This window comes from Saliniferula longa (assembly GCF_050789285.1).
Taxonomy (GTDB): domain Bacteria; phylum Pseudomonadota; class Alphaproteobacteria; order Rhodobacterales; family Rhodobacteraceae; genus CAVPWP01.
In genome coordinates, this window is sequence record NZ_JBOUVX010000002.1 from 646,230 (window position 1) to 667,500 (window position 21,271).

General features: G+C 65.5%; 25 protein-coding genes. 18 read left to right on the plus strand and 7 right to left on the minus strand.

Annotated features, from left to right (window positions below; all coding sequences use genetic code 11):
• Nucleotides 1–54 precede the first annotated feature (54 nt).
• Nucleotides 55–1,632, plus strand: coding sequence for a lysine--tRNA ligase (locus ACRDNQ_RS09705; RefSeq protein ID WP_431828449.1), 1,578 nt, complete (start codon nucleotides 55–57; stop codon nucleotides 1,630–1,632).
• Here ACRDNQ_RS09705 and ACRDNQ_RS09710 read toward each other — a convergent pair.
• Nucleotides 1,629–2,474 carry a CHAD domain-containing protein gene (locus ACRDNQ_RS09710; protein ID WP_431828450.1) on the minus strand — a complete coding sequence of 282 codons (846 nt, stop codon included), beginning with the start codon at nucleotides 2,472–2,474 and terminating at the stop codon, nucleotides 1,629–1,631. The genes ACRDNQ_RS09705 and ACRDNQ_RS09710 overlap by 4 nt on opposite strands.
• A gap of 113 nt (nucleotides 2,475–2,587) precedes the next feature.
• Here ACRDNQ_RS09710 and ACRDNQ_RS09715 point away from each other — a divergent pair, with 113 nt between their 5' ends.
• Nucleotides 2,588–2,998, plus strand: coding sequence for a DUF4864 domain-containing protein (locus tag ACRDNQ_RS09715; RefSeq protein ID WP_431828451.1), 411 nt, complete (start codon nucleotides 2,588–2,590; stop codon nucleotides 2,996–2,998).
• 173 nt (nucleotides 2,999–3,171) lie between these two features.
• A complete protein-coding gene (locus ACRDNQ_RS09720) occupies nucleotides 3,172–5,463 on the plus strand; it encodes a glycosyl hydrolase family 28-related protein (RefSeq protein ID WP_431828452.1) in 2,292 nt (763 codons plus the stop codon).
• Nucleotides 5,464–5,486: 23 nt separating this feature from the next.
• Here the strand turns inward: ACRDNQ_RS09720 and ACRDNQ_RS09725 are convergent, their stop codons facing one another.
• Entirely contained in the window at nucleotides 5,487–5,978 is a 492-nt protein-coding gene (locus ACRDNQ_RS09725) for a HugZ family pyridoxamine 5'-phosphate oxidase (RefSeq protein ID WP_431828453.1), read from the minus strand.
• 122 nt (nucleotides 5,979–6,100) lie between these two features.
• Here ACRDNQ_RS09725 and ACRDNQ_RS09730 point away from each other — a divergent pair, with 122 nt between their 5' ends.
• The 9 genes from ACRDNQ_RS09730 to ACRDNQ_RS09770 all read left to right on the plus strand — a co-directional run bounded on the left by ACRDNQ_RS09730 (nucleotide 6,101) and on the right by ACRDNQ_RS09770 (nucleotide 11,097).
• Nucleotides 6,101–6,508, plus strand: a complete 408-nt coding sequence (locus ACRDNQ_RS09730) for a universal stress protein (RefSeq protein ID WP_431828454.1) — start codon at nucleotides 6,101–6,103, stop codon at nucleotides 6,506–6,508.
• Between the two features lie 48 nt (nucleotides 6,509–6,556).
• Nucleotides 6,557–6,877, plus strand: a complete 321-nt coding sequence (locus ACRDNQ_RS09735; protein WP_431828455.1) for an antibiotic biosynthesis monooxygenase family protein — start codon at nucleotides 6,557–6,559, stop codon at nucleotides 6,875–6,877.
• Between the two features lie 62 nt (nucleotides 6,878–6,939).
• A complete protein-coding gene (locus ACRDNQ_RS09740) occupies nucleotides 6,940–7,536 on the plus strand; it encodes a carboxymuconolactone decarboxylase family protein (RefSeq protein ID WP_431828456.1) in 597 nt (198 codons plus the stop codon).
• Between the two features lie 13 nt (nucleotides 7,537–7,549).
• The gene (locus ACRDNQ_RS09745) at nucleotides 7,550–8,134 is read left to right on the plus strand and encodes a rhodanese-like domain-containing protein (protein ID WP_431828457.1); all 585 of its coding nucleotides are present in this window, start codon (nucleotides 7,550–7,552) and stop codon (nucleotides 8,132–8,134) included.
• Between the two features lie 2 nt (nucleotides 8,135–8,136).
• Nucleotides 8,137–8,700 carry a hemerythrin domain-containing protein gene (locus ACRDNQ_RS09750; RefSeq protein ID WP_431828458.1) on the plus strand — a complete coding sequence of 188 codons (564 nt, stop codon included), beginning with the start codon at nucleotides 8,137–8,139 and terminating at the stop codon, nucleotides 8,698–8,700.
• An 88-nt stretch (nucleotides 8,701–8,788) separates the two neighbouring features.
• The gene (locus tag ACRDNQ_RS09755; RefSeq protein ID WP_431828459.1) at nucleotides 8,789–9,178 is read left to right on the plus strand and encodes a c-type cytochrome; all 390 of its coding nucleotides are present in this window, start codon (nucleotides 8,789–8,791) and stop codon (nucleotides 9,176–9,178) included.
• A 134-nt stretch (nucleotides 9,179–9,312) separates the two neighbouring features.
• Nucleotides 9,313–9,618: a TFIIB-type zinc ribbon-containing protein gene (locus ACRDNQ_RS09760; RefSeq protein ID WP_431828460.1), complete on the plus strand. Its 306-nt coding sequence runs from the start codon at nucleotides 9,313–9,315 to the stop codon at nucleotides 9,616–9,618.
• Between the two features lie 61 nt (nucleotides 9,619–9,679).
• Nucleotides 9,680–10,297 (plus strand): carbonic anhydrase, encoded by a 618-nt coding sequence (locus ACRDNQ_RS09765; RefSeq protein WP_431828461.1) that lies wholly within the window; start codon nucleotides 9,680–9,682, stop codon nucleotides 10,295–10,297.
• Nucleotides 10,298–10,323: 26 nt separating this feature from the next.
• The gene (locus tag ACRDNQ_RS09770; RefSeq protein ID WP_431828462.1) at nucleotides 10,324–11,097 is read left to right on the plus strand and encodes a DUF6782 family putative metallopeptidase; all 774 of its coding nucleotides are present in this window, start codon (nucleotides 10,324–10,326) and stop codon (nucleotides 11,095–11,097) included.
• A gap of 13 nt (nucleotides 11,098–11,110) precedes the next feature.
• On the opposite strand, the gene ACRDNQ_RS09775 is transcribed toward ACRDNQ_RS09770, so the two are convergent.
• On the minus strand, nucleotides 11,111–11,542 hold the full coding sequence (locus tag ACRDNQ_RS09775; RefSeq protein WP_431828463.1) for a hypothetical protein: 432 nt from the start codon (nucleotides 11,540–11,542) through the stop codon (nucleotides 11,111–11,113).
• A 5-nt stretch (nucleotides 11,543–11,547) separates the two neighbouring features.
• Nucleotides 11,548–11,937 carry a GFA family protein gene (locus ACRDNQ_RS09780; protein WP_431828464.1) on the minus strand — a complete coding sequence of 130 codons (390 nt, stop codon included), beginning with the start codon at nucleotides 11,935–11,937 and terminating at the stop codon, nucleotides 11,548–11,550.
• A gap of 160 nt (nucleotides 11,938–12,097) precedes the next feature.
• Here ACRDNQ_RS09780 and ACRDNQ_RS09785 point away from each other — a divergent pair, with 160 nt between their 5' ends.
• The 6 genes from ACRDNQ_RS09785 (at nucleotide 12,098) to ACRDNQ_RS09810 (ending at nucleotide 19,067) form a co-directional block, all read left to right on the plus strand.
• Complete coding sequence (locus tag ACRDNQ_RS09785; RefSeq protein ID WP_431828465.1) at nucleotides 12,098–12,352, plus strand: GlsB/YeaQ/YmgE family stress response membrane protein; 255 nt, start codon at nucleotides 12,098–12,100, stop codon at nucleotides 12,350–12,352.
• A 197-nt stretch (nucleotides 12,353–12,549) separates the two neighbouring features.
• Complete coding sequence (locus tag ACRDNQ_RS09790) at nucleotides 12,550–14,178, plus strand: peptide ABC transporter substrate-binding protein (protein ID WP_431828466.1); 1,629 nt, start codon at nucleotides 12,550–12,552, stop codon at nucleotides 14,176–14,178.
• A gap of 66 nt (nucleotides 14,179–14,244) precedes the next feature.
• Nucleotides 14,245–15,168, plus strand: coding sequence for an oligopeptide ABC transporter permease OppB (oppB, locus tag ACRDNQ_RS09795; protein ID WP_431828467.1), 924 nt, complete (start codon nucleotides 14,245–14,247; stop codon nucleotides 15,166–15,168).
• Nucleotides 15,169–15,171: 3 nt separating this feature from the next.
• Nucleotides 15,172–16,101, plus strand: coding sequence for an ABC transporter permease subunit (locus ACRDNQ_RS09800; protein ID WP_431828468.1), 930 nt, complete (start codon nucleotides 15,172–15,174; stop codon nucleotides 16,099–16,101).
• A gap of 1 nt (nucleotide 16,102) precedes the next feature.
• Complete coding sequence (locus tag ACRDNQ_RS09805; protein WP_431828469.1) at nucleotides 16,103–17,950, plus strand: ABC transporter ATP-binding protein; 1,848 nt, start codon at nucleotides 16,103–16,105, stop codon at nucleotides 17,948–17,950.
• Nucleotides 17,951–18,086: 136 nt separating this feature from the next.
• A complete protein-coding gene (locus ACRDNQ_RS09810) occupies nucleotides 18,087–19,067 on the plus strand; it encodes a hypothetical protein (protein WP_431828470.1) in 981 nt (326 codons plus the stop codon).
• On the opposite strand, the gene ACRDNQ_RS09815 is transcribed toward ACRDNQ_RS09810, so the two are convergent.
• The 3 genes from ACRDNQ_RS09815 to ACRDNQ_RS09825 form a co-directional block, all read right to left on the minus strand.
• Complete coding sequence (locus ACRDNQ_RS09815) at nucleotides 19,051–19,860, minus strand: division plane positioning ATPase MipZ (protein ID WP_431828471.1); 810 nt, start codon at nucleotides 19,858–19,860, stop codon at nucleotides 19,051–19,053. The genes ACRDNQ_RS09810 and ACRDNQ_RS09815 overlap by 17 nt on opposite strands.
• A 105-nt stretch (nucleotides 19,861–19,965) precedes the next feature.
• On the minus strand, nucleotides 19,966–20,460 hold the full coding sequence (locus ACRDNQ_RS09820; protein WP_431828472.1) for a fasciclin domain-containing protein: 495 nt from the start codon (nucleotides 20,458–20,460) through the stop codon (nucleotides 19,966–19,968).
• 94 nt (nucleotides 20,461–20,554) lie between these two features.
• A complete protein-coding gene (locus tag ACRDNQ_RS09825; RefSeq protein ID WP_431828473.1) occupies nucleotides 20,555–21,040 on the minus strand; it encodes a fasciclin domain-containing protein in 486 nt (161 codons plus the stop codon).
• Nucleotides 21,041–21,271 lie beyond the last annotated feature (231 nt).

Consider the following 21,271-nt stretch of genomic DNA (forward strand, 5'->3'; position numbering starts at 1 on the left):
TCAATAGGAAGCGGGGCCTGCCCGATCCCCCTGTCACGAAAGTGAAGCTGCACGATGTCCGATCTGCGCGACGCCGCGATGAATTCGAAAGCCTGGCCCTTCGAAGAGGCGCGTCGGGTTCTCAAGCGCTATGAGGCCGCGCCGCCCGAGAAGGGACATGTGCTGTTCGAAACCGGCTATGGGCCTTCCGGCCTGCCGCATATCGGCACTTTCGGCGAGGTGTTGCGCACCACGATGATCCGCCGCGCCTTCGAGGCGATCAGCGATATCCCGACGCGGCTGATCTGCTTCTCGGACGACATGGACGGGATGCGGAAGGTGCCCGAAAACGTCCCCAATCCCGAGATGCTGCGGGAACATCTGCAAATGCCGCTGACCAGCGTCCCGGATCCGTTCGGCAAGTTCGAAAGCTTCGGCCATCACAACAACGCCATGCTGCGGCGGTTCCTCGACACTTTCGGGTTCGAGTACGAGTTCTATTCCGCGACGGACTTCTACAAGTCCGGCCAATTCGACAAGACCCTTCTGCTGGCCGCCGAGCGGTACGACGCGATCATGGAGGTCATGCTGGCGTCCCTGCGCGAAGAACGGCAGCAGACCTATTCCGTCTTCCTTCCGATCCACCCCGAGACTGGACGGGTTCTGTACGTTCCGATCAAGCACGTCGACGCCAGGGAAGGCACGGTCACCTTCGACGACGAGAGCGGGCGGGAATGGACGCTTCCTGTCACGGGCGGCCAGTGCAAGCTGCAGTGGAAGCCCGATTTCGGGGCCCGCTGGGCCGCGCTGGGCGTGGACTTCGAGATGTACGGCAAGGACCATTCCACCAACACGCCGATCTACGACCGGATCTGTGAGATCCTTGGACAACGGGCGCCCGAACATTTCACCTACGAGCTGTTTCTTGACGAGAGCGGCGAGAAGATCTCGAAATCGAAAGGCAACGGCCTGTCGATCGACGAATGGCTGACCTACGCCGCGACCGAAAGCCTGTCGTATTTCATGTATGGCAAGCCCAAGACAGCGAAGCGGCTGTGGTGGGACGTGATTCCCAAGGCGGTCGACGAGTACCACCAGCAATTGCGTGCCTTCCCCGAGCAGACGCTGGATCAGCAACTGGCGAACCCCGTCTGGCACATCCACAACGGCACCCCGCCCGAGTCGAAGATGGTGGTGCCCTTCGCGATGCTTCTGAACCTTGCCAGCGTCAGCCACGCCGAGGACAAGGCGAAGATGTGGGGCTTCATCCGGCGTTATGCGCCCGACGCCAGCCCCGAGACGCATCCCGATCTTGACGCGGCGGCGGGCTTTGCCGTGCGCTACTACAACGACTTCGTGAAGCCCTCGAAGGTCTTCCGCGCGCCCGACGCAAAGGAGCGGGCGGCGATGGAGGATCTGCTTGTCCGGCTCAAGGCCTGGCAGGGCGGGCTTGATCCCGAAGAATTGCAGTCGATGGTCTTCGCAGTCGGAAAGGATCACGCGTTCGAGCCGCTGCGTGACTGGTTCAAGGCACTTTACGAGGTGCTTCTGGGGGCAAGCCAGGGTCCGCGCTTCGGCGGCTTCATCGCGCTTTACGGCATCGACGAGACGATCGCCCTGATCGAGGCGGGGCTGAAGGGCGACCTGAGCTAGGCGTTCCGCCAGATTTTCCAGAGCGCACCCCAGCGGGCGGCAAGCGCCTTGGGCTTTTCGGCGAAAAGCCGCGCGCCGAGAAGATCGGCCTCGGCCCAGATCTCGACCTGCCTGTTGCGGGCGCGGTCGATCATCTGCGTGGCGCGGGGATCGCTGAGGCGGCGCAGTCGGTGGGCCAGAACGGCAAGATCATGATGGGCTCCCAGAAGGTCGCCCAGCCGGTTGGCGGCCTCGATGTGGGGCGCCATGACCTCGGGCCAGATCGGTTCCAGAAGGCGTGACTGGTAAAAGTGGTTCTTCACCCGTGTGCGCCAGGCGTGGAGCGTCTCGTCATCCGGGTTTTCCCGCGCCTCGCGGTGGCGCCGGCGGGCCAGCCTGACGGTGCTGGCAAGGCCGGCCGCGACCGGATCGAAGCCCGGGGCGCCAAGTCGCCAGCCGGACGCGCGCTGGCGCAGCCCGGTGATGTCCCGGACGTAGGCGGCAACCGGCCCGGCCGGATCGGCCGCGTTCGGATGCACCTCCCAAGGCAGAAGGCCGCTGGCATCCTGATCACCTGCAAGTTCGGTCAGGGTGATCTCAACCACATGCGTGTCGCGCAGCGGAGACAGGTGCCGTGCCGCATCTCGAAGCGCCGCGTCCTCATTTCTGAAGTCGGGGAACGCAGGTTTGACCAGACGGATCAACCCGCGAAGCTTTTTCACCGCCAGACGCATGTCGTGCAGACGTTGCGGAAGCGGGCCGCTGTCAGAGGCGCGCGCAAGCCCGAATTCGGTCTGCTCGATAGCGATTCGGCGCAGCGCGGCCTGCACGGATTTGTCGGAACGGGAAAACGCGTAGCTCACGGACGGGCCTCCAACCCCACATCTGGGCATTCGGGCCGGTCGTGCCAATCCCCGGCTTGCCAGAGCGCCTGCGGGAGCTATCTGTTGGCGGGTCCTCGGGGGAGAGACTGCCCATGCGCCGCGTCCTGGCAACCGTATTCGCGACCGCCCTCTTCATCGTGCCGCTGCACGCGCAGGAGGGATCGGACAGCGCCATCACCGGCGTGATCCAAAACCAGATCGACGCCTTCCTGCGGGACGACTTCGCCTCGGCCTTCACCTATGCCTCGCCATCGATCAAGCAGCTGTTCGGCACGCCCGAGAACTTCGGCGTCATGGTGCGGCAGGGCTATCCGATGGTCTGGCGGCCGGCGGACGTGCAATACCTGGAGCTTGAAGAGATCGGCGGGCGTCTGTGGCAGAAGGTGATGATCACGGATCAGTCAGGCACGGTGCACGTGCTTGGCTATCAGATGATCGAGACGCCGGACGGCTGGCAGATCAACGGCGTTCAGGTGTTGCAGGCGCCGCAGGTCGGCGCCTGAGGGCGCACGCCTTGCAAGCCCATCGTTAACGATCGCTTGATACTTCTTTCCGCGCCGGGCGCGACGGGCGTGCCCGCGGCATGATTTCCGACAGTGCAGCCGCTGCGGCGGGGGCTTCGGCCCCTTTCCGGCTGCGCGCCGCGGTCGGTGTCGGCGAGAAGGAAGGAATTTCGATGAACAAGGCCATCACCGACGGGCTGGAGCTGATGCCGCCGGCCTTTGCGACCGGGCTTGCCGTCTGGTCGCGCGAGGACGGAACGCCGGGATCCGCCACCTATGCCGACGCGCCGGACGCGGCGTTCGTGCCGGCGGATCAGGACTTCGGCGGCGCCATCGAGATCGTCAAGACCGAGGGTATCCAGCGGCTGCGCTGGACTGGCGAGACGCCGATCCTTCCGGGCTGCTACCTGCGCATCCGTGCCCGGGTGAAGGCGCTTTCGGGCAACATGCCCTCGGTGCGCATCGCCGGCTGGGCCGGAGGCGCAGGTGGCGCCGCAGTGACCGGTGTGCCACTGGCCGGACCCTCGGTCGCACTGGCCGCCTATGGCCAGGTCGTCGAGGTCAGCGCCATCGTCGGAACCGGGGCGCGCACGGGCGTCGATCTTCAATGGACGCCAGAGGTGCTTTACGGCCATTTCGGTCTTGACCTGACCGGGCCCAATGGCGGCGCAGTCCGGATCGACGACATCGTGATCGAGGACGTGACCGCCGTCTTCCACCGCAAGATGATGGACTGGGTCGACGTCAAGGACTACGGCGCGGCGGGCGACGGAGTGACCGACGACAGCGCCGCCTTCGAGGCCGCCGATGCCGCCGCCAATGGCCGGCAGGTGCTGGTGTCCGAAGGCATTTTCCTTCTGGCCGATCACGTGACCTTCGAGAACGCCGTCCGTTTCGAAGGGCGGGTGACGATGCCGGAGGACAAGCGGCTGATCCTGCGCCAGAACTTCCGGCTTCCCACCTATATCGACGCCTTCGGAGACGAGGTCCTGGCCTTCCGGAAGGCCTTTCAGGCGCTGCTGAACTTCAGCGATCACGAAAGCCTCGACCTTGGCGGGCGGCGAATCGAACTGGTGGCGCCGATCGACATGCAGGCGGCGGTCGCCACCGAGGATATCTATGAGATCCGCCGCGTGATCCGGAATGGGCAGTTCAATTGTCTTCCCGGCGCGGGGTGGGACACGGAGGTTCATGCCAGCCAGGCCAGCTACAGCACGGCCGATCCGCTGCGCCTGACCGCAGTCGCGAACGTCGCGAACATCCCCGTCGGCGCCCTGGTCGAGGGCCCTGGCGTCGGGCGCGAGGTCTACGTGCGGTCGAAGGACATCGCTGCCGGCACGATCGATCTGAGTCAGCAGCTTTTCGGGCCCGCGGCCAGCCAAGTTTATACCTTTCGCAGGTTCAAGTACGCGCTGGATTTCTCGGGCTTCTCGAAGCTGTCGAAACTGACGCTGACCGACATCGATTTTCAATGTCAGGGCGCGGCCTCGGGCATCCTTCTTGCCCCCGACGGCAACACCTTCCACGTCAGGGACTGCCACATCACGAAGCCGCGCTACCGCGGCATCACCTCGATCGGGATCGGCTGTCAGGACCTTCAGATCGACCGCTGCCACTTCACCTCGGACGAGCAGCAGACCCCGGCGACCGAGCGCGAGTCGATCGGCTTCAACGTCAACGCCAACGACGCCAAGATCCGCGACAACCGATTTCAGCGCTTGGGCACGACGATGGTGCTTCATGGCAACGGCCACCTGATCGTCGGCAACCACTGGTTCCAGGGCGACAACGTCACCGACGGGCCACGGGTCGCGGGCCTGGTTTTCACCGAAACCAACGTGAAGTCCGTGGTCACCGGCAATTACATCGACAACTCCTTCATCGAATGGACCAACGAACACGACGCGACGCCCGCAATGGGAGCCGAGTTCTCGTTCGGCGGACTGACGGTGACCGGCAATATTTTCACCGTCAACGATGCCGCCCCCTGGTTTTCCTGGTTCGTCGTCAAACCCTATGGCGCGGGACACTTCATCCAGGGGCTGTCGGTCACCGGAAACACGTTCAAGTCGCTCAATGGCACAACCACGCGGATCGAGCGGGTGGATTCGAGCATTGCGGGGCTCGATTTTTCGCGCACCCGGAATGTCGAATTCTCGGGCAACACGTTCAACGGGATCGGCCAGAACACGATCAACCCCGTCACACTCGAATTCAACCAGTCTGGGGCGGCGACGAACTGGGTCCTGGATGTCAGCGGCTACCTGCCTTTCGGTGGCTGGTCGCGCGAGGTGACCGCCCTGGTTATCGAAGGGCCGTTGCGCAATGGCAGCGGGCAGACCGTCTTCGCGACGCCCTACGTCACCACGCTGGATGGCGCGGGGAACAATCTTGTCCGTCTGACCTGGCCGCAGGCGCTGTCCGGGCGGGTCCACGTCACGGCGCGCGTCGACCGGCCGATCTGACCGACGGCGCCTGCCTCGGATGGTCAGCCTTTGGCAAGGTCTTCGGGCGTCAGCACGAAGGCCTTGCCGAACCCGCCGTTCAGATAGGCGCCTGTGGGCATCAGCCGGACAAGCGAGAAATCCCCGAAGTCGATGTAGAGCTTCGCCTTCGGCTGTTGCGCAAGGTAGTGCGCGCGAAGGGCGGCCTGACCGGGGCCACGGCGGTCGATGAAGGCCGCGTGCGCCTGGATCGTCAGGCGGGGATGGGTCAGCGGATCGCCCTTCGGCCCCGGCTCTCCCACCAGAAGCGAACAGGCGGGATCGGCCCGAAGCGCGCGGGTGTGCTGCGACAGGTCCGAGATCAGCGTGAGCGGTGCGCCGTCGGGCGTGGTCGCCACCGCGATGCGGGTGACCACGGGCGCGCCGGTTTCGGGATCGCGGACGCCGAGGGCCCCGAATCGCGCGCCGTCAAGAAGGCGGCGAGCCAGCGCGCGGGCCTCGTCGTCAGTGGGGCGGATCGGGGACGTTTCAGCCATGGTGGGCCGAAGGTGGCGCAGCACGGGCCCCTTGCCAAGATCCCTGGCGGCTTCCTGACCCAAATCAAGGCGCAGCGCCGCAGACTCTGCTTGGCTCGTCCCGAAGACAGGGAGGGTCCGGGATGTACAGACATGTGCTTGTGCCGATCGCGATCGAGCATGGCGAAGGAACGAAGACGGCGCTGGCGGCCGCCCGGCTGCTGGCCGACAAGGGGGCGCAGATCACCGCTCTGACGGTGCTAGAGCCCGTGCCGGCCTTCATCGCGAACGAGTTGCCCGAGGGGCAGATCGAACGGACCTCGATCGACGTGATGGCCGCGCTTCGCGACGAGCTTGAGGGGAACGATGACATCAAGCCGGTGGTCATCACCGGGCATCCGGGGCGCGCCATCGTTGCGTTCGCCGACGAAAATGGCGTGGACTGCATCGTGGTGGCGTCGCACAAGCCGGGGCTGGCGGATTACTTCCTGGGCTCGACCGCGGCGCGGGTCGTGCGCCATGCGCGCTGCGCCGTGCATGTCGTGCGGTAGGCGGCCCATGGCCATCCATGCTAGGGTGGCCAACAGGGAGGGCCGCCGATGCCGATGATCACGCCTGGCGCGGACATCCAGACCGTGCTGACGACCTTCGAGGTGACGCCCGGCACTTGCGACGATCTGCTGGACGAGTTGCGCGACGCCTACGCCAACGTCATCTCGAACCAGCCGGGCTTCGTCTCGGCCGCGCTGCATGTGAACGATGCGCGCACGCGGATCGCCAACTATTCGCAGTGGCGCCGGCGCGAGGATTTTCAGGCCATGCTGCGCACCGACGAGATGCGCGTGCGCAACCGCCGGATCACGGCGCTGTGCCGATCGTTCGAGCCCGTCATGGTCGAGGTCGTGGCCGTGTTCGACTGAGGTTGCGCAGCGGCTGAGGGCCGGGTCATATGGGTCGGATCGCCGCGACGGAGAAAGGCACCATGGCGCTTGTCGAGCCACTGACCGAAGACGACATGGACCCTGCGCTGCGCGCGGCGGTTCAGTTCTTCAAGGGTCCCCTGGGCGTGATCCCGAATTCGGTCCGCACCATGGCGCACCGGCCCGAGATCGCGGCCGCCTTCACCAACCTCAATGTCGCGGTGATGCGCGATACCGGAACCGTCGCGCCCGAGTTCAAGCGGCTTCTGGGTTATGTGTCGTCCTTCGCGTCGGGTTGCCTCTATTGCCAGGCGCACATGATCCTTGCGTCCGAACGCTTCGGCGCCTCGGAAGATCGTCTTGCGGGGGTCTTCGACTTCGAGGACAGCCCGCAGTTCACCGAGGCCGAGAAGGCGGCGCTGGCCTTCGCGCAGGCCGCGACGCAGGTGCCCAACGGGGTCACGTCCGAGGTCGGCGATCGGCTCAGGGCGCACTGGAGCGCAGAGGCGATCGTCGAGATCATGGGCGTCGTCGCGCTTTTCGGTTTCCTCAACCGCTGGAACGACTCGATGGGATCGGCGCTTGAGGATCTGCCCCTGTCGAAGGGCGAGGCGCGGCTGGCCGGGGCCACCGGATGGACCGCGGGAAAACACGTCTGAAGGAGGAGAAGACATGCGATATCTGGCCATTGCCGCCCTCATTGCGGCCGGACCGGCCTTTGCCGACGGCGTCAACATCGCCCCCGGCATCGCAAGTGTGACGGTCGAGACGCCATCAGGCCCCGTCGAGATCAGCCGCATCCAGGACGTCGAGAACGTGGTGACGGGCGAATGGGCGAAGACGTCGCGCCCGTGCCCCAACTTCTGCATCCAGCCGATGAGCCCCGCCGAAGGCGTCACGACCATCGGCGAACTCGAACTGATCGCCTTTCTCCAGGACCCCGAGGTGACGGTCGTCGATAGCCGGACGCCTGACTGGTACCTGGGTGGCACCATCCCCGGTGCGGTAAACATGCCCTATACCGAGATGACCGACCGGCTGGGCGAACTGGGCTGCGAGCTTGATTTCGAAGGCTGGGAGTGTGCCGAGGCGCGGAAAGTCGCGATGTTTTGCAACGGCCTGTGGTGCGGGCAGTCGCCCGAGGCAATCCGGCGGATGATCGACGCGGGCTATCCGGCCGAGCGCATCTTCTACTACCGCGGAGGCATGCAAAGCTGGCGAGTGCTGGGCCTTACGGTCACGCAGCCGGGGGGCTGAGGGTGGATCTTGCGCTTGAGACCCGGACGGGTCTGCCGGACGCCCTGCGCGTGCTTCTGGACGAGGTTCCGCGCGACGCCTGGGAAAGTCATCCGAATTTCGGCGGGATGGTCCAGTTCTGGCTGGAACGCCACCTGATGTTCCGCCAGCTTTTGGCGCAGTTGACGACCGACTCCGAGGCGCTGATCGACGGCCGCGCCGGGATCGACAGCTATGCCCCGCGTCTGTCACGGTTCGGCGGGTTCTTCCTGAACCAGCTGCACGGTCATCATCAGATCGAGGATGTGCACTATTTCCCGCATTTGATGTCGATCGACCGGCGGATCGAGCGTGGCTTCGGAATCCTCGACGCCGATCACCATGCGCTGCATGGCCACCTCGACGCCTTCGCGCACGGGGCGAACGCCGTGCTGTCGCGCCAGAACGACGCGGCTGCCGCGCGCGAGGCGGTGAGTGACTTTCACACCCTGCTCGGACGGTTCCATCTCATGCTCGAGAGGCATCTCACCGACGAGGAAGACCTTGTCGTCCCGGTCATCCTGAAATCGGGCTTCGACCACGGCTAGACTTCGGGCCGGTTGACTGTCGTCAATGCCGCCGCTTCGATCCCGTGTTGCCATGTCCCTACGTGGATATGTCAGCACGGAGGAGAACATGCGACACCTGGTTTTCGGTAGCCTTGCGCTGTGTCTCGCGGCCTTGCCAGCCATGGCGGATGACGCGGGCCAGGCGGCATTCGGGCAGTACTGCGCCACATGCCATGGCGCCGACGCGAAGGGTGCTGGCCCGCTGGGGCAGCTGATCTCGATCCCGATCCCGGACCTGACCCAGCTCAACGCGCGGAACGACGGTGTCTTCCCCATGCTCGACGTCATTCACGTCATCGACGGGCGCACCGGTGTGCGCGCGCATGAGCAGCCGATGCCGGTCTATGGCGCGGTGTTCAAATCACGGCTGTCCGAAATTGGGCCCTACGCGGCGGAAATCGCCGTCCGGGGCGAGGTTCTTTCGATCGCCTATTACCTCGAAAGCATTCAAGAGTGACCTAATCATTTTCCGGGTGGGGGTAACGAGTGGGTTGGTCAGCGCGGGGCGTCCGGGAGATCCGGGCGCCCCGGCTTGATTCCGGGGGGCGCGGGGCCATCTGAAGAGCGGACCCGAATGAAAGGAACGTCCTCATGCTTTGCCCGATCGACGGAACCCAGCTTGTGATGACCGAACGGCAGGGGGTCGAGATCGACTATTGCCCGCAGTGCCGGGGCGTCTGGCTTGACCGTGGGGAGCTTGACAAGATCGTCGAGCGCAGTGCCCCGGCCGCAGTCCCGCCACCGCCACCTCCACCCGCTGCGTCGCGTCGCCCCGACGACCGCGGCTTTGACGACCGGGGCGGGTACGACCGGGGGGGTGACGACAGAGGCTACGACGATCGGGGCATCCGGCGGAAGAAGCGCGGCGGGTTCCTCGAGGAGTTGTTCGACTTCTGATGCCGGGTCTCGCCAAGCGCGCGGCGGCCGTGTTATCGCGTCGCTGACACGGAGGGCGCGGATGGTTCAGGATCTTCTCAGGCGCAATCGCGAGTGGGCGGCAGAACGTCACCGCGCCGAGCCGGAGTATTTCAGGCGCCTGGCGGACCAGCAGACGCCCGAATTCTTCTGGATCGGCTGTTCCGACAGCCGCGTGCCCGCCAACGTGATCGCGGGCCTCGACCCGGGCGAGATCTTCGTGCACCGCAACGTCGCCAACGTGGTGCATTCCGCCGATATGAACCTGCTGTCGACGCTGGAATACGCGGTCGAGATGCTGGGCATCCGCAAGGTCATCGTGACCGGGCACTACGGCTGCGGCGGCGTGAAGGCCGCCATGGCCGAGTTGAGCCACGCGTTGTCCGATCACTGGCTTGAACCGATCCGGCAGCTTGGACGGACCCATCGCGAAGAATTGCGCGGATTGACGAAAGAGGCGCACGAGAACCGTCTTGCCGAACTGAACGTGATCGCGGGGGTGGCCGCCGTGGCGGCCACGCCGATCCTGCATCGGGCCTGGAGCCGGGGCGCCGAGGTGGTGGTGCATGGGCTGATCTACGGGCTGAAGGACGGGCTTCTCAGCGATCTCGGCTGCTCGGTCAGTCGCGCAGACTGGCTGCGAAGCCAGTCGGAGGGATGACGCGGCCGGCAGCTCTTTGTGTCGTCGTGGCTGTCGCGGTGACGGCGGGGGGCGCGGTGCGGGTGCCGGCGCAGACCTTTCCGGCGCGGGACTGTCTGGGCCCGCCCTATTCCGATCCCGTCACACCGGGTCAGCAGGTGATCGCGGACGCCGTGGGGCGGCTGCGGGATGCCGCGGCGGCCTATCCCTCGTTGGTCGCGGCGCTGGAGGCGCGCGGACCCGAGATCTGCCTTGACGCGCGATCGGTCGGTGCCCGGGGGCATTTCGACCTTGGGGCGAACGTCATTGCGATCAACCGCGGCCTCGAGCCGGCCGAGGTCCTGGCGATCCTCATCCACGAGGTCCGGCACCTTGACCAGATCGGCCGGGGCATCTGCCCCTCGGACGGGTTGGCGATGGAAGAGGTGGCGCGCGCCACCTTCGCGATGGAAGCCGATGCGAACGCCGTTCTGGCCCATGTCGCCTGGGAGCTGCGCGCGGCGGGCGAGGGGGCGGTCTGGGACGCGTTTCTGGGCTTCGAGCATTACGCCGACATCGGCCCGGCCTACGCCGCCGCGCGCGAAGCCGGCGGATCGGTCGCCCAGGCATTGGGATCGGCGTTCGAACAGTGGTACGCGTCGGACTGGCGGAGGGAACGCTATTACGTGGCCAGTTGCAGCGACTATCTCGACCGTGCCGACGCCACCCACAGGGTGCCCGAATACGGGATGATCGACGACGACTTCTTCGCGCGCCTCTGTCGACTTCCCGATGGCTCAGGCTATGACTGCACCCCGCCCGTGTCCTCTCTCCGGCCCTGAACGGGGCCGCGGATCAGGCCAATGCCGCCTCGGCGCAGGCCCGGAACTTCTGCACCTCGCCGGCGGCACCGGCAAGCGGCAGGGTCACGGCGCGGTCTGCGGTCAGGGCGGTGGCGGTGTCGTTGAACTCAAGCCCGGTCAGCACGTTGCCGAAGCCCGCATCCGACACCGACAGCGTTCGCCCGCCGTCCGACAGGACGTGCCGGTTGGTGGTGATGGTCAGCGGCCTTGGACCGTCGAAGCGGATCGAGAAATCGGGTCCGGCGGGCCAGGTGTCCGTCAGGACAAGCGCGAAGGTATAGGGCAGTGCAAGGCGCGGGTCATGGGTAACGGACACGCGGGCCTCGGCCGTTTCATGGAACAGGGTGCAGACCGGAAAAGGCGTGAATTCCCAGGCCTGTGCCGGCCCGGCGGCAAGAAGCGCAAGCAGGACCACGGCGCGCATCCGGGCTAGAACCACAGGTCGCGCACGGTGTGCCCGTCATGCGGCAGATCCTTGAAACGATCGAGTCCGTCGAAATGCCGGATCGGCAGATGGGCGACCGCTTCCGGTTCGGCCATCCGGGTGTTCACCGCGATACGTGTGCGGCCGTCGGGGCGTGGACGCAGCCCCCGCCACCAGGTCACGCAACCGCAGGATGGGCAGAAGTGAAAGCCGATGCCTTCCCCCCGGACATAGGTCATGGTTTCGCCGAAAGTTTCGACCCCGTGACCCTCCCATCCATAGATCCAGAGGGCGCCGTAACGGCGGCAGATCGTGCAATTGCAGGCGGTCGCCGATCCCGGGTCGCCCTTGAAGCTCCAGCGGACGGCGCCGCAGTGGCAGATGCCTTCGATCATGGTGATACTCCAGCGATGCACCAACGATAGACGGGGGCGCAGTTTTCGCAAAGGGCTTCCAGACCGACCAGGGAACAGGCCGAAAGGCCCATACCCGCTTGCGGACGGGGGCGGTTGGGTGCTCTGATGTCAGTAAGCAGTGCGGGAAAGGGGAGCAGCCATGGGACTTGGGTCGATACTGGCGATGCTGATCGTCGGCGCCGTGGCCGGATGGCTGGCGGGGCAGATGGTCAAGGGCGAGGGGTTCGGACTTCTCGGGAACATGGTCGTGGGCGTGGTGGGCGCGGTGCTTGCCGGGGTGATCCTGCCGCGGCTTGGCTGGGCCGCCGGCGGCGGGATGATCGGGTCGATCGTCCATGCCACGATCGGCGCGGTGATCCTTCTTGTCCTGATCCGGATCGTGAAACGGATCTGAAGCGTCCCGGGGCATCTCGGGGTGCCCCGGGCCGTGAAGGCAAGTCTGGCCGCGGTCCGCGGATTTACGCTACGACACGCGCTTGCGTGAGTTGCTTGGACGGATGCCACGGGTCTAGAGTTCGCGTATCAACCGGTGTCTGCCGGAGGGCGCTGAACTTGCCCGCCGGGGACCGACGACCCCACAGGGAGACAACAATGATCCAGCTTTCGCGCACGGCCGCAGCGGTCCTTCTGGCCAGCACCTTCCTTGCTTCGCCGCTTCTTGCGGCAGGTACACATCCCGTCACCGGCGAAGCGCTTGCCGACGACCAGACCTTCACCTACCGCGTCCTGGACGAGCATTCGTCCGTCGACCCCCAGGTGGTCGAGGACGTCTCCGGATCGGAAATCGTGCGTGACCTCTTCGAGGGCCTCCTGAACCAGAACGAGCTTGGCGAACTGGTGCCCGGCGTCGCGCTGGGCTGGGAAGCCAGCGACGACAAGCAGACCTACACCTTCACGCTGCGCGACAACGCGAAATGGTCGAACGGCGACCCCGTCGTCGCGGGCGACTTCGTCTACGCCTGGCAGCGGGCCGTCGACCCCGCACTTGCCTCGCCCTACGCGTGGTTCATGGAACTCATGTCGATCGAGAACGCCGCCGCGATCATCGCGGGCGAAAAGCCGATCACCGATCTTGGCGTGACCGCCATAGACGACCGGACGCTTGAGGTGCGGCTGTCGGCCCCGCTTCCCTACTTTGCGCAGATGGTGACCCATGCCACGACCTTCCCTGTGCATCGCGCAACTGTCGAGGCGCACGGCGCCGAGTGGACGAAGCCCGGCAACATCGTCTCGAACGGGGCCTATGTCCTGACCGAGCATGTGCCCGCCGAACGGTCGGTGCGCGAGCGCAATCCGATGTACTGGGACAACGACAACACGATCATCGACAAGGTCGTGGCGCTGGTGATCAACGACGAGAACCAGGCCCTGACCCGCTATCTTGCCGGCGAACTTGACCGGACCGAAATTCCGGCCGGCCAGTATCCCCGCATGATGACCGAACACCCCGACGAGGCGGTCAGCTTCCCGCGGCTGTGCAACTACTACTACACCTTCAACCTGAGCGAGTCCGGCCCCGAAGCCTTCAAGGACGTGCGTGTCCGCCAGGCGCTGGCGCTGGCGGTGGACCGCGAGATCATCACCGAGAACGTGCTCGCCGGCGGTCAGCCCGAAGCCTACACCTTTACGCCGGCCGCCGTCGCCGGTTTCGCGCCACCGCAGACCGAGATGGCGGGAATGAGCCAGGCCGACCGCGACGCGAAGGCGAAGGAGCTTATGGCCGAGGCGGGCTTTGGCCCCGACAACCCGCTGACGTTCCAGATGATCTACAACACTTCGGACGACCACGAGAAGATCGCCGTGGCCATGAGCCAGATGTGGAAGCAGAAGCTTGGCGTCGAGGCCACTCTGGCCAACATGGAATGGAAGACCTTCCTCGATACCCGCAGCGCGCAGGACTTCGAACTGGCGCGCGGGGCCTGGTGCGGGGACTACAACGAGGCCTCGACCTTCCTCGACCTGCTGACGACGCCGTCGGGCTACAATGACGGCAAGTATTCGAACGCGGAAGTCGACGCGCTGATGACCGAGGCGAAGACTGCGGCCGACACCACGCCGCTTTACACGCAGGTCGAACAGATCATCGCCACCGACATGCCGGTGATCCCGGTCTATCACTATGCGGGCGTCTACATGCTCGACACTGACGTGGGCAACTGGCCCGTCAACAACGTCGAGCAGAACTGGTACTCGAAGAACCTCTACAAGACGGCCGAGTAACAGGGCCAACCCTGCCGTTGCCGCCGCCGAAGCCAAATTCGGCGGCGGCCCTCTTGGGACATCTCGATGCTCAACTACATCGCGCGGCGGATGCTTGTCGCCATTCCGACCCTGCTGGTGCTGATCGTCATCTGCTTTCTGCTGATGCACGCTGCACCCGGGGGTCCCTTTACCTCGGAGCGGCCGCTGCCGCCGCAGGTTCTGGCGAACATCGAGGCGCGCTACGGCCTTGACCAGCCGCTGTGGAAGCAGATGTGGGACTATCTCGCCAACATCGTCCTGCGCTTCGATTTCGGGCCGTCGTTCATCTACAAGGATCGCGACGTCAACGACATCATCGCGCAGGGGTTCCCGGTCACGCTGACCTACGGGACGATCTCGTTCGTGATCGCGACGCTGGTCGGGATCTCTCTGGGCGTGCTGGCGGCCGTCCGGCACAACACGCTTCTCGACTATATCGCCGTTGGCGCCACCTTTTCCGCTCAGGCGCTGCCGAACTTCGTGATGGCGCCGATCCTTGTCATCATCTTCACCTGGCAGCTTGGCTGGCTTCCCGGCGGCGGCTGGAACGGCGGGCAGTGGCAATACGTGGTCATGCCGGTGATCGCCCTGTCGACCAGCTATATGGCCTCGATCGCGCGGATCACGCGATCGTCGATGCTCGAGGTGCTGACGTCGAACTTCATCCGCACCGCCCGCGCCAAGGGACTGCCTGGTCGCACGATCCTGTGGCGGCACGCGATGAAGCCCGCGATGCTGCCCGTGGTCAGCTATCTCAGTCCCGCCTTCGTCGCCATGATCACCGGCTCGGTCGTGATCGACCTCTACTTCTCGACCGGCGGGATCGGGCTGTCCTATGTCAACGCCGCGCTCAACCGCGACTACGCCGTGATGCTGGGGGTCACGATCCTGTACGGCGGGCTGACCGTCCTGTTCAACCTTGTCGCCGACGTGACCTACGCCTGGCTTGATCCGAAGATCCGGTACTAGGCCATGACCGACACACGGATTCGCGACGAACGCATCATCGAGCGCCTGGCCGAAGGCGAAGAGATCAAGGGCCGGTCGCTTTGGCAGAACGCCGCGCAGCGCTTCGCGCGCAACCGCGCGGCGGTGGGGGCGAGCGTGGCGCTGGGTCTGGTCGTCCTTTTCACTCTGGTCGGGCCATTCTTCGCCCAGTGGTCGAACGAAGAGATCGACTGGGCCTTGATGGGCGACATCGCCGGGCAGGGGGCGCCGTCGATTGCCAACGGGCACTACTTCGGACTGGACGATCTTGGGCGCGACCTCTTCGCGCGCACCGTGCAGGCCACACGGACGTCGCTGGTCGTCGGCATCATCGGGGCGCTGGTCGCGGTGGTGATCGGCACGCTTTACGGTGCGGTGGCGGGGTTCGTGGGCGGGGCGGTCGACAACGCGATGATGCGTTTCGTCGATATCATGGTCGCCATCCCCTACATGTTCATCATCATCCTTCTGATGGTGATGTTCGAGCGGTCCTTCTTCATGCTCTTCGTCGGCATAGGGATCATCAGCTGGCTCGACATGGCGCGGATCGTGCGCGGGCAGACCCTGTCGCTGAAGCATCGTGAATTCGTCGAGGCGGCACAGGCCGCGGGGCTGGGCTGGTTCCGCATCGTGCTGCGCCACATCGTGCCGAACCTTCTGGGCATCGTCGTGGTCTATGCAACGCTTCTGGTGCCGCTGATGATCCTTGTGGAAAGCTTCATCTCGTTTCTGGGACTGGGCGTTCAGGAGCCCAACACCTCGCTTGGTCGGCTGATCGCCGAAGGGGCGGGCACGATCATCTACGGCACGATCTGGCAGCTTCTCGTGCCGCTGTTCTTCTTCCTCGTGACGATCATCAGCCTCTTCTTCATCGGGGACGGATTGCGCGACGCGCTTGATCCGAAGGATCGCTGAGATGGGCGTTCTCGACATTCGCGATCTGACGGTCGAGTTCGACACGAGCGATGGGCTTGTGCGCGCGGTGGATGGCGTGTCGCTGTCGGTCGCGGCCGGCGAATGCCTTGGTATCGTGGGCGAATCCGGGTCGGGCAAAAGCCAGACCTTCCTTGCGGCAATGGGACTTCTGGCGAAGAACGGCCGCACCAGCGGGACCGCCAGTTTCGAAGGGCAGTCCCTTCTCGATCTGACGACCGAGCAGTCGAACCGGATCCGTGGCTCGAAGATGACGATGATCTTCCAGGATCCGCTGACGGCGCTGACCCCGCACATGCGGATCGGCGAGCAGATGCGCGAGGTGCTCGAGGCGCACAGGGGTCTTGGCGGTGACGCGGCGACGCGCCTCTGCCTTGACTGGCTTGAGAGGGTGCGCATCCCCGAGGCGGCGCGACGCCTGCGCCAGTATCCGCACGAACTGTCGGGCGGCATGCGCCAGCGCGTGATGATCGCGATGGCGATGCTGTGCGAACCGCGCCTTCTGATCGCGGACGAACCGACGACCGCGCTGGACGTGACCGTGCAGGCCGAGATCCTTGACCTGATCGCATCCCTGCAGACGGAAACGGGCGCGGCCGTGGCGCTGATCACCCACGACATGGGCGTGGTGGCCCGGATGTGCGACCGGGTCGAGGTGATGCGGAACGGCGTCTTCGTCGAAAGCGGCGGGATCGACCAGATCTTCCATGCGCCGAAACATCCCTACACCCGGATGCTTCTTGACGCGATGCCGAGGATCGACCAGCCCGGGCCGGTGCTGCGCCCGCGCGCCGCCGATCACGTTGGCGACGGTCCGTTCCTTCAGGTGCGCGACGTCAAGGTGCATTTCCCCGTTAAGGAATCGGCGGGGCTTTTTTCGAAGAAACTGATGCTGCGCGCGGTCGACGGGGTCAGCTTCGACCTGCAGCGGGGCGAGACGCTGGGGATCGTGGGCGAATCCGGGTGCGGGAAGTCGACGCTGGCGCGCGCGGTGCTGCAGCTTGTTCCGCCAACCGCAGGGTCGGTGACATGGCTTGGGCGCGAGATCGCGAACCTGCCGCGCCGGCAGATGGTGCCGCACCGCAAGGACCTGCAGATCGTCTTTCAGGACCCCCTTGCCAGCCTCAATCCACGCATGACGATCTCGGAATCGATCGCCGAGCCCTTGCGCGTGTTCCAGCCGGGCCTTTCGTCGCGCGACCGCAAGCTGCGCGTGGCCGAGATGATGGAGAAAGTCGGTCTCGACCAGCGGATGATCAACCGCTATCCGCACGAGCTTTCGGGCGGGCAGAATCAGCGCGTGGGCATCGCCCGGGCGATGATCAACAGCCCCAAGCTGATCATCTGCGACGAGGCTGTATCGGCGCTTGACGTGTCGATCCAGGCGCAGATCGTCGAGTTGCTGAAGGCCCTTCAGGCCGATTTCGGTCTGTCGATGCTGTTCATCAGCCACGACCTGTCGGTGGTGCGGGAAATCTCGCACCGGATCATGGTGCTGTATCTGGGACGCATGGTCGAACTGGCCGACAGCCACGAGATCTACGAGCGTCCCGAACATCCGTATACCCAGGCGCTGATTTCGGCCGTGCCGATCCCCGATCCGCGGGCCGAACGCACGCGGCAGCGCATCAAGCTGCCAGGGGAACTGCCGTCGCCCTTCGATCCGGGGGCGGCGCTTCGCTTTCTGCCGTCGGTCCGGCGGGCGGGACGGCTTGATCACGTTCCCATCGTGCGCGAGGTGCGGCCGGGGCATTTCGTGGCCGAGCATGATCCGCTCGAGGCGATCCTCGCCGAAGGGGCCGGGACCGGAGAACTGCAGGTCGGCACCTGATCCCGCACCACTGCCAAGATCTGACGCAAGCTTCTGAAAAATTGGCCGCTCTCTGCCATGATGCTGCCCTTTTGGACTGGCATTCCATGCTCAAGTGAAACCCGTCGAAGACGGCAGAGCAGGTCGATTGTTGGTGATGGTACGACAGGTGCTTCAGAAAGTGGTGCTCAGCCCGCATTTGTGGCTGGCGGCCGCGGCGATCTCGATCGCGGGAAGCTTTGTCGTGGACTACATCGACGCGCAGCGCACCGCCGACCGCGCCCTTGCGCTTCGGCAGGGTCCGCCGCCCGTGGCCGAGATCCAGGGCTTCGAGCCTGCCCGCCACGTCGGGCCCGCGCGCGAAGTGCTGCTTCGCGCGGAGGCCGATCTGGGCGATCCGATCGTCGTGACCCTTGGCCCGGAGGACAGTCGTCAGACGGCGGTGATCTATCCTCTCTTCCCCGTCAGCGACCGAGGGCGCGAGGCAATCGCGCGGCGTCTTGCCGACGACGGAACCCTGGGGTCGATGCGGCCGGCCCCGCGGCCCGACCCGGAAAGCCTGACACGCACGCGGTCCGAGGCGCTGGGCATCATCCTGCACTGGGCGGATCTTCCGACCCCCGAGGGCGACATCGACCCGGCGTCCCTTGTCGCGCGCAGTTTCGGGCCCGGCAGCCATGGCTCGGCCGTCGAGATCAACGGCGAACGTGTCGCCCCGGGTGACATGGCCCTGGTCGTGAAGGGCGCCATGGCGGCGCGCAATCTCGCCATCGCCAACGATTTCATCGCCGTGTCGCCCTATGTCGACGGACGGCTTACGGCCCTTGCGCAGCCGCCGTCGTCGGGCCTGCAGCGAACCCTTTTCTGGGGGGGCATCGTGCTTGGTCTGGGCGCGATGCTTTTGTCGGTGCGCAGCGCCGATGTCTTTGCCCCGAGAACGCCGGCCCCCCGGCCTCCGGGCGAACAGGATCGCCGCATGAGCCCGGGAAGAACGGCAAAGGCGCAAAGCCGGTTCCAGACGATCCCGACGCAGGACGAGATCTATGCCGCCGCCCAGGCGCGCGATGCGCGCGAGACAGAACCGGGTCCGACGCGGAAGATCCTCGAGTCGGTCGAAAGGTTCAGAACTCGACGCTGACCCCGGGCAGGCGCAGCTCGCGCATGAGTTCGCGCAGTTCCTGCCGCGCCGCCACGTTCGACAGGTTCAGCTTGACGACCCCGATGTCGCGGAGATCAAGCAGCGTCAGGCCGCGCGGGAAAAGCTCGCGGAAGATGACACGCTCGCTGAAGCCGGGCGCCACACGAAACCCGATGCGTTTCGACAGCGCTTGCACGGCGTCGGCGATCTTCTTCTTGTTGTGCATCTGCTGGGGTCCGGTGCGGTTGCGCACGACGACCCAGTCGATGGGCTTGAGGCCGGCCTTCGCCCGCAACTGCCGCGCGTTCCAGACCATCTCGGAATAGATCGACGGGCCAAGAACGCGGTTCGAATCCGCGTCGATCCGGGCCAGCAGATCAAAGTCGATGAAGCTGTCGTTCAGCGGCGTGATCAACGTGTCGGCGAGCGTATGCGCCACCTGGCTGAGCCGTGTATGCGAGCCGGGGCAGTCGATCAGGATGAAATCGGCCTCTTCCTCCATCCCGATCACCGCCTGGCTCAGCCGATGGTCATAGATGTTCTCACCAGGACGTAGCGCATCGGGCGCGACTTCGGGCAGGTCGCGGAAGGCGGGGCAGGGAAGCAGAATGCCGTGCTTGGCAATGAACTTCTGGCGGTTCTCGACGTAGCGGGCAAAGCTGCGCTGGCGCAGGTCGAGGTCAAGCACCCCGACCTTGTGCCCCATCCGCACAAGCGCGGTGGCCACATGCATGGCCGTCGTCGACTTGCCGCTGCCGCCCTTTTCGTTGCCGACGACGATGATATGCGCCACTGACTGCCCCCGCCTTGTTCGGCCTTGCCCGGCCGTGCGCCGGTTTCGGACACTATATGTTGCGTGCGCCGCGGGGGAAAGTGGGCAGGGGCAGGGAATGCCGCATCACGCGGGCAGGATCACCCGGTTGACGATGTGAAGGATCCCGTTCGAGGCGACGATGTCGGCGCGGACAACAGTCGCGTCGTTCACGCGCACGGTTCCGCCCGTGCCGTCGACGAGCACGGTCTGGCCCTGAAGGGTCGGCACGTTGCGCCGAGTGCCAGCGAACTGGGCCGAGGGATTGGCGCCCGCCAAGGCATGATAGGTCAGAAGGTTGATAAGCTGCCGTCGGTTCTCGGGCTGCAGAAGGGCCGCGAGCTGGCCGTCGGGCAGCGCGGCGAAGGCCGCGTTCGTCGGCGCGAACACCGTGAACGGCCCCGGGCCGTCAAGCGTCTCGGCAAGACCCACTGCTTCGATCGCCGATACGAACGTTGACAGATCGGGCGTTGCGCGGGCGATGTCGATTATGGTGTTGCCGGCGCGTCCGACCGAGCATGCCGAAAGAAGAAGGGTTGATCCCAGGGCGGCCGTTCCAGCCAGCAGCGCACGACGTCTCATGTGTCCCTCCAGCATCTGTGGAGGGCAGTGTGCGTGGGTCCGGGGCGGACCGCAATGCCCGCCCCGGCCCATCGGTGTGCCTTTCGGCCGGGTCTTACGACTCCGGCGGGAGGATCACGGCGTCGATGACGTGGATCACGCCGTTCGAGGCTTCGATATCGGCCGACACGACGTTGGCTTCGTTCACCTTCACGCCGCCTTCGGTCATGATCGTCACGTTGGCACCCTGGACGGTGGCGGCTTCCATGCCGTTCGTCAGGTCACCCGACATCACTTTGCCCGGCACGACGTGGTAGGTGAGGATCGCGACGAGCTGGTCGCGGTTCTCGGGGAGGAGCAGCGATTCGACGGTGCCTTCCGGCAGCGCGGCGAAGGCTTCGTCGGTCGGCGCGAACACGGTGAACGGGCCTTCGCCCTTCAGCGTATCAACCAGGCCGGCGGCCTGCACCGCGGCGACGAGCGTCGTGAACGACCCGGCCTCAACGGCGGTGTCCACGATGTCCTTCGAGTGGCTCATGGCGAACGCGGCGCTGCCGAGGGCGGTGGCGGCCGTGAGGGCGATGAAAGTTCTGCGGATCATGTTAGTCCCTTTCGATGGCTTTCAGTGAATGCCGTGTTATCGGCATCGGGGGGTTAAACGCAGCCGACGCACTGCCGGATCATCGGGGATTTCCGCGTGTCGCACTTGACGGAGACGGAACTCGGGCTAAGCCGTGCCCGCTTAAGCTTTCCACTCACGATAAGGTTACCGTGGGCCCCGCGGGCGTGATCCGCGCGCCCCAGTTCCAAGCAGGGCGCGGGGTTGAACGCA

Coding starts and splice junctions, on each gene's coding strand:
- ACRDNQ_RS09730 (WP_431828454.1), top strand. CDS start 6,101: ATGTACAGACATGTGCTTGTGCCGATCGCGATCGAGCATGGCGAAGGA.
- ACRDNQ_RS09790 (WP_431828466.1), top strand. CDS start 12,550: ATGATCCAGCTTTCGCGCACGGCCGCAGCGGTCCTTCTGGCCAGCACC.
- ACRDNQ_RS09725 (WP_431828453.1), bottom strand. CDS start 5,978: ATGGCTGAAACGTCCCCGATCCGCCCCACTGACGACGAGGCCCGCGCG.
- ACRDNQ_RS09715 (WP_431828451.1), top strand. CDS start 2,588: ATGCGCCGCGTCCTGGCAACCGTATTCGCGACCGCCCTCTTCATCGTG.
- ACRDNQ_RS09735 (WP_431828455.1), top strand. CDS start 6,557: ATGCCGATGATCACGCCTGGCGCGGACATCCAGACCGTGCTGACGACC.
- ACRDNQ_RS09720 (WP_431828452.1), top strand. CDS start 3,172: ATGAACAAGGCCATCACCGACGGGCTGGAGCTGATGCCGCCGGCCTTT.
- ACRDNQ_RS09745 (WP_431828457.1), top strand. CDS start 7,550: ATGCGATATCTGGCCATTGCCGCCCTCATTGCGGCCGGACCGGCCTTT.
- ACRDNQ_RS09810 (WP_431828470.1), top strand. CDS start 18,087: ATGGTACGACAGGTGCTTCAGAAAGTGGTGCTCAGCCCGCATTTGTGG.
- ACRDNQ_RS09705 (WP_431828449.1), top strand. CDS start 55: ATGTCCGATCTGCGCGACGCCGCGATGAATTCGAAAGCCTGGCCCTTC.
- ACRDNQ_RS09755 (WP_431828459.1), top strand. CDS start 8,789: ATGCGACACCTGGTTTTCGGTAGCCTTGCGCTGTGTCTCGCGGCCTTG.
- ACRDNQ_RS09800 (WP_431828468.1), top strand. CDS start 15,172: ATGACCGACACACGGATTCGCGACGAACGCATCATCGAGCGCCTGGCC.
- ACRDNQ_RS09785 (WP_431828465.1), top strand. CDS start 12,098: ATGGGACTTGGGTCGATACTGGCGATGCTGATCGTCGGCGCCGTGGCC.
- ACRDNQ_RS09780 (WP_431828464.1), bottom strand. CDS start 11,937: ATGATCGAAGGCATCTGCCACTGCGGCGCCGTCCGCTGGAGCTTCAAG.
- ACRDNQ_RS09825 (WP_431828473.1), bottom strand. CDS start 21,040: ATGATCCGCAGAACTTTCATCGCCCTCACGGCCGCCACCGCCCTCGGC.
- ACRDNQ_RS09765 (WP_431828461.1), top strand. CDS start 9,680: ATGGTTCAGGATCTTCTCAGGCGCAATCGCGAGTGGGCGGCAGAACGT.
- ACRDNQ_RS09760 (WP_431828460.1), top strand. CDS start 9,313: ATGCTTTGCCCGATCGACGGAACCCAGCTTGTGATGACCGAACGGCAG.
- oppB (WP_431828467.1), top strand. CDS start 14,245: ATGCTCAACTACATCGCGCGGCGGATGCTTGTCGCCATTCCGACCCTG.
- ACRDNQ_RS09775 (WP_431828463.1), bottom strand. CDS start 11,542: ATGCGCGCCGTGGTCCTGCTTGCGCTTCTTGCCGCCGGGCCGGCACAG.
- ACRDNQ_RS09805 (WP_431828469.1), top strand. CDS start 16,103: ATGGGCGTTCTCGACATTCGCGATCTGACGGTCGAGTTCGACACGAGC.
- ACRDNQ_RS09820 (WP_431828472.1), bottom strand. CDS start 20,460: ATGAGACGTCGTGCGCTGCTGGCTGGAACGGCCGCCCTGGGATCAACC.
- ACRDNQ_RS09740 (WP_431828456.1), top strand. CDS start 6,940: ATGGCGCTTGTCGAGCCACTGACCGAAGACGACATGGACCCTGCGCTG.